Origin of the sequence: Pseudomonas sp. GM74, assembly GCF_000282455.1 — a bacterium.
Taxonomy (GTDB): domain Bacteria; phylum Pseudomonadota; class Gammaproteobacteria; order Pseudomonadales; family Pseudomonadaceae; genus Aquipseudomonas.
Map to the genome: position 1 here is coordinate 1 of NZ_AKJG01000101.1, position 10,233 is coordinate 10,233.

The 10,233-nt window shown below is 60.4% G+C and carries 11 protein-coding genes; 6 read left to right on the plus strand and 5 right to left on the minus strand.

Going from position 1 to position 10,233, the window contains the following annotated elements; translation table 11 throughout:
- The first annotated feature begins 207 nt into the window (after nucleotides 1-207).
- A complete protein-coding gene (locus tag PMI34_RS28335; protein WP_081498100.1) occupies nucleotides 208-666 on the plus strand; it encodes an REP-associated tyrosine transposase in 459 nt (152 codons plus the stop codon).
- A gap of 264 nt (nucleotides 667-930) precedes the next feature.
- On the opposite strand, the gene PMI34_RS29000 is transcribed toward PMI34_RS28335, so the two are convergent.
- From PMI34_RS29000 to PMI34_RS08815, 3 genes are all read right to left on the minus strand, one after another.
- On the minus strand, nucleotides 931-1,077 hold the full coding sequence (locus PMI34_RS29000) for a hypothetical protein (RefSeq protein WP_008051909.1): 147 nt from the start codon (nucleotides 1,075-1,077) through the stop codon (nucleotides 931-933).
- A 65-nt stretch (nucleotides 1,078-1,142) separates the two neighbouring features.
- The gene (locus PMI34_RS08820; RefSeq protein ID WP_162130365.1) at nucleotides 1,143-1,454 is read right to left on the minus strand and encodes an AzlD domain-containing protein; all 312 of its coding nucleotides are present in this window, start codon (nucleotides 1,452-1,454) and stop codon (nucleotides 1,143-1,145) included.
- Nucleotides 1,454-2,152: an AzlC family ABC transporter permease gene (locus tag PMI34_RS08815; protein WP_008051911.1), complete on the minus strand. Its 699-nt coding sequence runs from the start codon at nucleotides 2,150-2,152 to the stop codon at nucleotides 1,454-1,456. The genes PMI34_RS08820 and PMI34_RS08815 overlap by 1 nt, the downstream gene beginning before the upstream one ends.
- A 167-nt stretch (nucleotides 2,153-2,319) precedes the next feature.
- Here PMI34_RS08815 and PMI34_RS08810 point away from each other — a divergent pair, with 167 nt between their 5' ends.
- The 4 genes from PMI34_RS08810 (at nucleotide 2,320) to PMI34_RS08795 (ending at nucleotide 5,787) form a co-directional block, all read left to right on the plus strand.
- Entirely contained in the window at nucleotides 2,320-3,255 is a 936-nt protein-coding gene (locus PMI34_RS08810) for a sensor domain-containing diguanylate cyclase (RefSeq protein WP_008051912.1), read from the plus strand.
- 285 nt (nucleotides 3,256-3,540) lie between these two features.
- Nucleotides 3,541-4,416 (plus strand): 4-hydroxy-tetrahydrodipicolinate synthase, encoded by an 876-nt coding sequence (gene dapA / locus PMI34_RS08805; protein ID WP_008051914.1) that lies wholly within the window; start codon nucleotides 3,541-3,543, stop codon nucleotides 4,414-4,416.
- A 60-nt stretch (nucleotides 4,417-4,476) separates the two neighbouring features.
- Entirely contained in the window at nucleotides 4,477-4,839 is a 363-nt protein-coding gene (locus PMI34_RS08800; RefSeq protein ID WP_008051916.1) for a DUF2784 domain-containing protein, read from the plus strand.
- Between the two features lie 30 nt (nucleotides 4,840-4,869).
- Complete coding sequence (locus PMI34_RS08795) at nucleotides 4,870-5,787, plus strand: LysR family transcriptional regulator (RefSeq protein ID WP_008051918.1); 918 nt, start codon at nucleotides 4,870-4,872, stop codon at nucleotides 5,785-5,787.
- 10 nt (nucleotides 5,788-5,797) lie between these two features.
- On the opposite strand, the gene PMI34_RS08790 is transcribed toward PMI34_RS08795, so the two are convergent.
- A complete protein-coding gene (locus tag PMI34_RS08790) occupies nucleotides 5,798-7,342 on the minus strand; it encodes a sensor domain-containing diguanylate cyclase (RefSeq protein ID WP_008051919.1) in 1,545 nt (514 codons plus the stop codon).
- An 83-nt stretch (nucleotides 7,343-7,425) separates the two neighbouring features.
- Nucleotides 7,426-7,953, minus strand: coding sequence for a DUF3087 domain-containing protein (locus PMI34_RS08785; RefSeq protein ID WP_008051922.1), 528 nt, complete (start codon nucleotides 7,951-7,953; stop codon nucleotides 7,426-7,428).
- A gap of 242 nt (nucleotides 7,954-8,195) precedes the next feature.
- Here PMI34_RS08785 and ppnN point away from each other — a divergent pair, with 242 nt between their 5' ends.
- The gene (gene ppnN / locus PMI34_RS08780; RefSeq protein WP_008051943.1) at nucleotides 8,196-9,569 is read left to right on the plus strand and encodes a nucleotide 5'-monophosphate nucleosidase PpnN; all 1,374 of its coding nucleotides are present in this window, start codon (nucleotides 8,196-8,198) and stop codon (nucleotides 9,567-9,569) included.
- The last annotated feature ends 664 nt before the right edge of the window (nucleotides 9,570-10,233 follow it).

Below are 10,233 nucleotides of genomic sequence, written 5' to 3' on the forward strand. Positions count from 1 at the left end.
GAAGCAGTCGCAAACCGGCGTTGCAATGCATCTGACGAGCAATCCGGATGACCGAATGACGACCGCTGCGCGGCCGAACGCAGGCTTCGCCAGCTGCTACGAAAAGCCGGTCGGGCGCAGTCATATCCAGTTGCGATAGGCGTCAACCAAACTGGGTTGCAACGCGGTAGATTCCAAGCCTCTTTTCAGCAGATAAGGGGCAATGGAATGCCTGTCAGTTCGAATGCCGGTCATCTGCGCATTGGTCGCTTTTCAGAGCCAGGACGCATTTATCTGCTAACCACGGTGGTTCATCAACGGCAGTCGGTTTTTACCGATTGGCGAATGGGTAGACTGGTTGTCCAGGAGTTGAGCCATACGCAAGAGGAAGGTTGGGTTGATTTTCTGGCCTGGGTCGTGATGCCAGATCATATGCATTGCCTGGTGCAACTGCGGGATAAAACATTGGCCGAGCTGATGTGCCGAATCAAATCCCGCAGTAGCCTGGCCGTCAATCAAGCGCTGGAACGGCAAGGGCGCTTGTGGCAGAAGGGTTACCATGATCGAGCGGTTCGCCGAGAGGAAGATGTAAAAAATCTCGCTCGATATGTGATTGCCAATCCAATTCGGGCGGGACTGGTTGACCGAGTCCATGATTATCCACTGTGGGATGCGTGTTGGCTCTGATGTACTGAGTTGACAGGTCTGCGACTGCTTCGCAGCCGAACGTCGCCTTCGGCAACTGCTACAGAGGACTACAGACGACCTGGGTCTGTAGCAGCTGGCGAAGCCTGCGTTCGACCGCGCAGCGGTCGTCATCCGTTCGTGCGGGTTTTCAATCGGGTGCATTGCGACGCCGGTCTGCGACTGCTTCGCAGCCGAACGTCGCCTTCGGCAACTGCTACAGAAGACTACATACGCTTGAAGGCGGGGCCTTGTCGTATTGGCTGATCAGAACTTGCGGTCAGGCTCTGATAGTTCTTTACCATCGTCAGGATGCTTCCAGTCCGGTACCGAACGCTTCTGCTGCTCAATCTCTTCTTCCGTGGGTTCGTCCTCGTCTTCTTCAAGGTCCGGTTGCTTGGGTTCATTGGCCATGTTCACCTCTCTTCCTGAAGGGATCGGTCATCAACTTTAAGCTTAGATCAGTTCCCCTGCCCCGCTCAGAGCCACCAGCGCAACAAAAAGAAGAAGCCCATGCTCAACAGCATGCTGAGCAATGTATTGCGCGTGTAGAGCACCAGAGCGACCGCCACCAGCGAGCTGATCAGGTAGGGATTGTCCCAGTGCAGATTCAGCTGTTTTTCCGGCATGAACACAATCGGCCCGCAGATGGCGGTCAACATGCCCGGTACGGCAAACCCCAGAAACTGCCGGGCATTGCTGCTCAAGCGTAGCGGCAGTCGCGGTTCCAGAAAAACATAGCGGTTGAGGAACACCAACACGCCCATTCCGATAATCACTGCCCAGACCATCATGTGCGGCCACCGTAGAATTTATTGCAGACAAACCCGGCGGTCATGCCCGCCAGCCCCGACAGCACCAGCGCCGAGCCCCATTGCCAGTAGCTGAACAACACCGAGCAGAACAACGACACCGCCACGCACACCACGGTCGGCACGTTGCGCACCACCGGAGTGATCAGGGCAATGAAGGTCGCCGCGATGGAGAAATCCAGGCCCAGGTGTTCAAGGCCGGGAATGCTGCTGCCGAGCACAATGCCCGCCAGGGTGAACAGGTTCCAGGCGATGTAGAACGTCAGGCCCACGCCCAGGGCATACCAGCGGTTGAATTGCTGTTTGTCGTGCTGGCTGGTCAGGGCGAACAGCTCATCGGTGAGCAAGAACCCCAGCCCCGCGCGCCAGCGCCCCGGCAAGGGCGAAATCACCGAGCGCATGCTCATCCCGTAGAGCAAATGCTGGGAGGTCAGCAACAGCGTGGTCAGCAGGATCGAAAAAATCCCGGCACCGCCCTTGAGCATGCCGATGGCCACCAATTGCGCGGCGCCGGCAAACACAATGCTCGACAGGCCCTGGCCTTGCAGGGGCGTGAGGTTGGCTTCGATGGCCATGGAACCGGCCAGCAAGCCCCAGGGCGCGGTGGCCAGGGACAACGGCATGATCGCCGCTGCGCCGCGCCAAAAGGCACTGCGCGCAATGATTGAATTGGACATAACGTTCTACAGACAGGGAAAGACCCCAGACTTTGCCAGCAGTCGCGGCCCAAGGCTTGAACAATCTTGCTCACTGATATGCAGCGTGCCATTCATCGGCTGCCGGCTTGATTCGCCAAAGTGCTAACAACATGATGGCGCTGCATTTTCATCGAGGCAGGCCCTTCATGAGTTCAGTGGAAACCGACAGCGACGTTTATAAAACCCTGCTTGAGTCGACCCGGGCGATTCCCTGGCGCATCGACTGGAAAACCATGACGTTCAGCTACATCGGGCCACAGATCGAAGAACTGCTGGGCTGGAAGCAGGACAGTTGGGCATCGGTCAACGACTGGGTCGAGCGCATGCACCCGGATGACCGCGACTACGTGATGGACTTCTGCGTCTCGCAATCGCGCGCCGGTATCGATCACGAGGCCGACTATCGCGCACTCACCGAAAGCGGCGAGTATGTGTGGATCCGCGATGTGGTGCACGTGGTGCGCAAGGACGGCGAAGTCGAGGCGCTGGTGGGTTTCATGTTCGATATCAGCGAGCGCAAGAAAACCGAAGAGCACCTGATCCGCTTGCAAAAGCAGCTTGAAGCGTATTCCTTCCAGGATGGCCTGACCGGCATCGCCAACCGGCGCATGTTCGACACCGTGCTGGAACGGGAGTGGAACAATGCCCAGCGCACCGCCTTGCCGTTGTCGGTGATCGTGCTGGATATCGACTACTTCAAGCAGTACAACGACCATTACGGCCACATCAAGGGCGATGAATGCCTGCGCCGTGTCGCGCAAACCTTGTCCCTGGCGGCCAACCGGCCACGGGACTTCGTTGCCAGGATCGGCGGTGAAGAGTTTGTCTGGCTGCTGCCGGAAACCGATGCCGAGTCCGCGCGGCTGGTGGCGCACAAATGCCTGCACCTGATTCGCCAGCAGCAGATCCCCCATGAATTCTCCAACGTGTCGAAGCTGCTGAGTATCAGCCTCGGCGTCGGCACCACCCTGGCATCGATGCATGCCACGGCCCTGGAATTCGTCGAACAGGTCGATCATCTGCTCTACCAGGCCAAGCACAATGGCCGGATGCGCGCCGAGTTCGCTGATTTTCGTGATTGACAAACGGCGCTCCGGCTTTTAAAACTGGGCGCCTCACTCAGGGTGTAAGCAAGCATGTCCGCAACCTTCAATCTCGACTCTTCCGTCATTGGCTTGATTGCCAAGGCGCAAGGTTGCGTTGCGCACGCCCTCAAATCGAAGAAACAGTCGCTCATGTGACCGGGGCGCGCTGTCCCGTCAGATGAGCTGACAGGACATTGAGCGCGACGGACCACCCTCCCCTTGCTTACTCTCCTTACATGCCCCTGACGGTGACGAAATCGGTCAACCATCAGGAGAAAGTGCATGTCAGCGTTTCAAGGTATCTGGGTTCCACTGGTCACACCCTTTCACAACGGCGCCATCGATTTCGGCGGCCTGCGCCGGCTGGTCAGGCATCTGCTGGAAAAAGGTGTCGACGGCCTCATCGTTTGCGGCACCACGGGCGAGCCGGCGGCGATGGGCAAACATGAGCAACTGGCGGTGCTCGATGCGGTGCTGGAGTTGGTGCCGGCGCATCGAGTGGTCATGGGCCTGGCCGGTAACAACCTGACCGAGTTGTTGCAGTTCCAGAGCGAGATCCTCAAGCGTCCGGTGGCGGGTCTGCTGGTGCCGGCGCCGTATTACATCCGCCCTTCCCAGGCCGGCCTGGAAGTGTTTTTCCGCACGGTCGCCGATGCCTCCAGCGTGCCGCTGATTCTCTACGACATCCCCTACCGTACCGGTGTGGCCTTCGAACAGGCGACCCTGCTCAACATCGTCGCCCACGAGCGGATCGTCGCCATCAAGGATTGCGGCGGTAATTTTTCGAACACCCTCGCCTTGCTCAACAGCGGCCTTGTCGACGTGCTGTGCGGCGAAGACAACCAGATCTTCAATGCCTTGTGCCTGGGCGCCAAAGGCGCGATTGCCGCGTCGGCACATATCCATCCCGAACTGTTCGTGCAGTTGCACCGGCAGATCCGCGACAACCGGTTGGTTGAAGGCCGCGCCACGTTTTTCCGGTTGCTGGCGCTGATCAACAGCCTGTTCCTGGAGCCCAACCCGGCCCCGGTGAAAACCGCGCTGGCCCTGCAAGGCTTGATCGGTGACGAACTGCGTGCACCGATGCAGCGCAGCAGTGACTCGATGACCGAGCGTTTGAAAGGCGTGCTCAGCGCATTGGGCCGCGACAATCGATAGAGCGCCCGCCACCGGCCCGAGTACCATGGAGCGATTCGTTCAGCCTTCAGGGGCACCGACATGCTGTACCGAATCGCCGCCGACGGGCTGATGCTGTTTCACTTGCTGTTCATTGTGTTCGTGTTGTTCGGCGGGTTGCTGGTGCTCAAATGGCGCCACCTGATCTGGTGGCATCCGCCCGCTGCGCTGTGGGGTATGGCGGTGGAATTCTTCCACTTGCCCTGCCCGCTGACCGACTGGGAAAACCGCATGCGCCATGAAGCCGGGCAAACCGGCTATGGCGGTGGATTCATCGAGCATTACATTTGGCCGGTGATTTACCCGGCGGGCCTGACACCGACCATTCAACTGGGATTGGGCAGCGTGGTGTTGGTGATCAATCTGGTGGTCTATCTTCGATTGATCAAGCGATGGGCCGCCTGAACCGTCAATCACCCGCTAAGGACTGAACACATGCTGTCGACCGAAGACCTGGCGCTGCTCGAAGCGATCCGCGAAACCGGCAGCCTGTCGCGGGCGGCGGCGCATCTGGGCAAGGCGCCGTCGACCGTGTCCTATGCGGCGCGGCAGATGGAGGAGCGCTTCGATGCGTTGCTGTTCGACCGCCGCCGCTACCGTTTGCAACTGACCCCGGCGGGCGAGTTGCTGGTCAACGAAGCAGCGCGGTTGATGCAGGACGTCTCGCGCCTGACCCAACGGGTCCAGCAAGTCGCCAACGGCTGGGAGAGCCGCTTGTGGATCGTGACCGACGAACTGCTGGAGTTCGAAACCCTGATCCCGGTGATCCACGAATTCGATGCGCTGCAATCCGGCGTGCCGCTGCGCATCACCCAGGAAGTGCTCAAAGGGGTCTGGGAAGCCCTGCGCGAAGGCCGCGCGGACCTGGTCATCGGCGCCACCAATGAACCGCCGGCCATTGCCAATCTGCGCTGGATGCAACTGGGGGAAATGGAATGGGTGTTTGCGGTGTCGCCCAAACATCCGCTGGCCAAGGCCAAAGGCCCGATTACCCGGGCCATGGTCGCGCAGCACCGGGCGACTGTGGTGGCCGATTCGTCCCGAGTCACCGAGGGCAGCACCTACGGCGTCACCGGCGGACAACCAGTGCTGGCCGTGCCGAGCATGCGCGCAAAAATCCTCGCCCAGTGCAATGCGCTGGGAGTGGGCTGGTTGCCGCGCTACCGGGTTGGCTCACTGCTGAAAAACGGCACGCTGGTTGAAAAGCCGATGGCCGACCCGCGCGAGCCGAACATCCTGTACGCCGGCTGGCGTGGCGACCATGACGGTCGCGCCCTGGGCTGGTGGCTGGAGCAGCTGAAGAAACCGTACCTGGCCACCCGACTGGTCCAGGGAACGGACCGGTTTGACTGACACCGGCCCCTCAGTTGGCAATCACGCTCATGTTCCGCCCGCTGGCCTTGGCCACGTACAGCGCCTTGTCGGCCGCGCCAATCAGGTCGTCGGGGCGGACCTGGGAAGCGGCATTGCTGGCACACACACCGACGCTGACAGTCACGGTGCCTTCCGGGCTGTCACTGTGGGCAATGTCGGCTTGCAGTACCGCGCGGCGGATTTTCTCCGCCACCAGAAATGCCCCCACATAGTCGGTGCCCGGCAGCACCACGGCAAACTCTTCGCCACCATAGCGGGCGGCCAGGTCACCGGGGCGCTTGATGTTATCGGTGATGATCGCACTGACCTTGCGCAGACACTCATCACCGGCCAGGTGGCCGTAGCGGTCGTTGAACGGTTTGAAATGATCGACATCAATCATCAGCAGCGCCAACTCGGACTGGCTGCGCCGGGCACGTCCCATCTCGGCATCGATGAAAGCGTCGAGCTGACGCCGATTGGCCAGCCCCGTCAGCGCATCCTTGAGGGCCAGGCCTTCGAGGTTGCGATTGACCTCCAGGAGCTTGTCCTGGGTGTCCAGCAATTCGACCTGCACCAGGTTCTGCTGCTTCATCAGCTTGATAAGGCGAAACCCCAGTACCCCGAGAAAACCCAACAACAGCGTGACGATGCCGGTGCTGAGCAGTGTCTCCTTGCGCCAGCTGTCGAGCACTTCTTCCTTGTTCAACGCGGTAAAAACGATCAGCGGATAACCCTCGACCCGACGATACCCTATCACCCGCTCGACACCGTCGATGATCGACCTGATCGTGGCCGTACCCGCGTCGCCTTTGGGCAACAACTGGGTGAACAACGGGCTCTTGGCGAGGCTGGTGCCGATGTCCGCCTCCTTGAAGGGTCGGCGAATGACAACGCTGGCATTGTCGGCGATCAGGTTGATCACACCGTTACTGCCCATGTCGATGCTGTCGTAGAGCTGCAGGAAATGGCTGAGGTAAATCGACGCCAGCGCCACCCCGGCAAAGCTGCCGTCGGGATGATTGACCCGGCGCGAAACCGTCATGACCCATTCACCGCTCGAACGGCTCTTGATCGACGGCCCGATGTGCGGCCCACGGCTGGGGTTATCGCGATGGAAGATGAAGTATTCGCGGTCGGAATTGTTGACGCCGGTCTGGCCGGCGCCATTGGAGTTGGCGATCCACTGCCCTTTTTCGTCGAAAACAAATACACCATGGAGCTGGCTCAACTCACTGCGCTGGGCGTTGAGCAAGAGCGGCAGCCGGGATTTATCCACGCCGTCGTGCTCCAGACGATCGACCAGGGTGAACAGCAGCGTGTCGGCCTGCTTGATCGAGGCCTGCGCTTGCGATGCCAGGGTCTGCGCAAGGTTGGACATCGCCACTTCCTTGTCATGCAGGTGGTACTGGCGCGAGCTCCAGGCTTCCCAGATCACGATAACCACCATCGACAGGCACACCGCCACCAGCAGAATTACCGCCGAGCGGACCTTGAGCCGGGGCACGGCAGGCCGGAGCATTTCAATATGATCGTGGATCGACGGTTGTCCCATGGTGCTCCCTGAGGGTCTATGACGGGCGAACTTTCCTGATCGCCGCTTTTACTCACTATGCCTGAACCAGGCTCGCAATGATGTTAGCCCCTGGCTTGCTTTACCGCCTCCAGCCACGCCGGATCCAGCCGCGTCTGTTCGGTTTCGATGCCCAGCGCCTGCATCCGCTCCCTGTGCCGGTCCATTTCGCGGATCAACTGGCCGTGGTCGCTGGAGTTGCCGTCCAGCTGATGCATCTGGTTCAGCCCCAAATGGTAGAAACGCAACAGCTTCATCGCAACCGGATCGCCCGTTTCCACGGCCGCCGTTACATGATGCATGACATTGGTGATGCTCATCAGGCTGCGCTTGAGCTGCCAGCTGTAGACCGCCGGCGCCATCCATTCCTGGCGCCAGAACACTTTGCGCATCAGCGCCGCCATCGCCAGCACCGCAACGAACACGCCACCGATGTTGAAGCGCAGATTGTCGCCCCCCGGCGTGCCGAACAGGGCCACCGCTGCCGTGGACAACACCATCGCCAGCGCCAGAAAGATCAGGGCAATGATGACCGTGCTGCGCCGTGTCTGTTGCCGGTAGGTGTCGGCGTTCATCGGCTGGATTTCGAACATTGCGTCGGGTTTCCTGAGCTTCAATGGTAAAAAGGGGTCTGAGACAAAAAGACTGCGCGCCATTATCGCCTGCGCGAAGGATTTAGCTATGCTGGGGCTCCTTTTCATCTTTTCATCTTTTCATCGTCAAGTGGGGGACATGGCGAGACTGCGCAGTTCGTGCCATCTTCTTTCATGAATACACATTATTCGGATGCCATTCGTAGTTGCTGTGTGAATGACATCGTTTTAAGGATCATTGAATGACCCAACGCCAAGTTATCAACGCCTCCGTCAGTCCCAAAGGCAGCCTGGAAACGCTCTCGCAACGGGAAGTCCAGCAATTGAGCGAAGCCGGTTCCGGCAGCACCTACACCCTCTTCCGCCAGTGCGCCCTGGCCATCCTCAACACCGGCGCCCATGTCGACAACGCCAAGACCATCCTTGAAGCCTACAAGGATTTTGAAATCCGCATTCACCAGCAGGACCGCGGCGTACGCCTGGAACTGCTGAACGCCCCGGCCGACGCCTTCGTCGACGGCGAAATGATCGCCAGCACCCGGGAAATGCTGTTCAGCGCCCTGCGTGACATCGTCTACACCGAAAACGAACTCGACAGCCAACGCATCGACCTGAGCAACTCCCAGGGCATCAGCGACTACGTGTTCCACCTGCTACGCAACGCCCGCACCCTGCGTCCCGGGGTCGAGCCGAAGATCGTGGTGTGCTGGGGCGGGCATTCGATCAACACCGAAGAATACAAATACACCAAGAAAGTCGGCCACGAACTGGGCCTGCGCAGCCTGGACATCTGCACCGGTTGCGGCCCCGGCGTGATGAAAGGCCCGATGAAAGGCGCGACCATCGCCCACGCCAAGCAACGCATCCACGGCGGCCGCTACCTGGGCCTGACCGAACCCGGGATCATCGCCGCCGAAGCGCCGAACCCGATCGTCAACGAACTGGTGATCCTGCCGGACATCGAAAAACGCCTGGAAGCCTTCGTCCGCGTCGGCCACGGCATCATCATCTTCCCCGGCGGTGCCGGTACGGCCGAAGAGTTCCTGTACCTGCTGGGCATCCTGATGCACCCGGGCAATGAAGGCCTGCCCTTCCCGGTCATCCTTACCGGGCCGAAACATGCCGCGCCGTACCTGGAACAACTGGACGCGTTCGTCGGCGCGACCCTGGGCGACGCCGCCAAACAGCTCTACCAGATCATCATTGATGACCCGGCCGAAGTGGCGCGGCAGATGACCCAGGGCCTCAAGGCGGTCAAGCAGTTCCGCCGCGAGCGCAACGATGCGTTCCACTTCAACTGGCTGCTGAAAATCGACGAAGGCTTCCAGCGCCCGTTCGACCCGACCCACGAAAACATGTCCAACCTGAAACTGAGCCTCGACCTGCCGTCCCACGAACTGGCGGCCAACCTGCGCCGCGCGTTCTCCGGCATCGTCGCCGGCAACGTCAAGGACAAGGGCATCCGCCTGATCGAAGAACACGGGCCCTACCAGATCCGTGGCGACGCGGCGATCATGCAACCGCTGGACCTGCTGCTCAAAGCCTTCGTCGCCCAGCACCGCATGAAACTGCCGGGCGGCGCGGCGTATGTGCCGTGTTATCGGGTGGTGGCGTAAGACTGAGCCATGGCTATCGCGGCGCCCACACATTGGGTTCCCGGTTTTACGCGGGACTTGTGGCCACTGAAGATCCCTGTGGGAGCGAGTTTGGTCCGGGCGGCGTTCCGACGATGGCTTTGTGTCAGGCGGCATGGATTTTTGAGGGTGTACATATCCGTTGCTGCGGTCACGGCCACTTAGGGTTCCGCCCTTACGGTGGGTCACTTTCGAAGAGCGCGAAAGTAACCAAAGCGCTCTGCCCCTGACATTCGGTGCCTCGCCGTGGCTCGGCCTCACGAGGGGGCGTACACCGCAACAGCAACCGAGGCGGCCTACCGGCCGGCCTGATTGTTGGGTTCGTTCGTCTGTGAGCTACATGTCGTCTGGCCGGCCGCCATCGCGAGCAAGCTCGCTCCCACAGTATTTACGGCGAACACCAATTATTCGACCGACACCAAACCTGTGGGAGCGGGCTTGCCCGCGAAGAGGCCGGCACATCTGACATTGATGCTGGCTGGCAGGCCGCCATCGCGGGCAAGCCCGCTCCCACAGGTATCGAGTGAATCTGCAAGATTTCGGTCGGCCGGCAGGTCGCCTTCGCGGGCAAGTCCGCTCCCACAGTTGGGCTGGGTACATTCGAAAGAAATTGGTCGGCTGGCAGGCCGCCATCGCGAGCAAGCTC

Coding starts and splice junctions, on each gene's coding strand:
- PMI34_RS08785 (WP_008051922.1), bottom strand. CDS start 7,953: ATGTTCGAAATCCAGCCGATGAACGCCGACACCTACCGGCAACAGACA.
- PMI34_RS08790 (WP_008051919.1), bottom strand. CDS start 7,342: ATGGGACAACCGTCGATCCACGATCATATTGAAATGCTCCGGCCTGCC.
- PMI34_RS29000 (WP_008051909.1), bottom strand. CDS start 1,077: ATGGCCAATGAACCCAAGCAACCGGACCTTGAAGAAGACGAGGACGAA.
- PMI34_RS08795 (WP_008051918.1), top strand. CDS start 4,870: ATGCTGTCGACCGAAGACCTGGCGCTGCTCGAAGCGATCCGCGAAACC.
- PMI34_RS28335 (WP_081498100.1), top strand. CDS start 208: ATGCCTGTCAGTTCGAATGCCGGTCATCTGCGCATTGGTCGCTTTTCA.
- PMI34_RS08800 (WP_008051916.1), top strand. CDS start 4,477: ATGCTGTACCGAATCGCCGCCGACGGGCTGATGCTGTTTCACTTGCTG.
- PMI34_RS08815 (WP_008051911.1), bottom strand. CDS start 2,152: ATGTCCAATTCAATCATTGCGCGCAGTGCCTTTTGGCGCGGCGCAGCG.
- ppnN (WP_008051943.1), top strand. CDS start 8,196: ATGACCCAACGCCAAGTTATCAACGCCTCCGTCAGTCCCAAAGGCAGC.
- dapA (WP_008051914.1), top strand. CDS start 3,541: ATGTCAGCGTTTCAAGGTATCTGGGTTCCACTGGTCACACCCTTTCAC.
- PMI34_RS08810 (WP_008051912.1), top strand. CDS start 2,320: ATGAGTTCAGTGGAAACCGACAGCGACGTTTATAAAACCCTGCTTGAG.
- PMI34_RS08820 (WP_162130365.1), bottom strand. CDS start 1,454: ATGGTCTGGGCAGTGATTATCGGAATGGGCGTGTTGGTGTTCCTCAAC.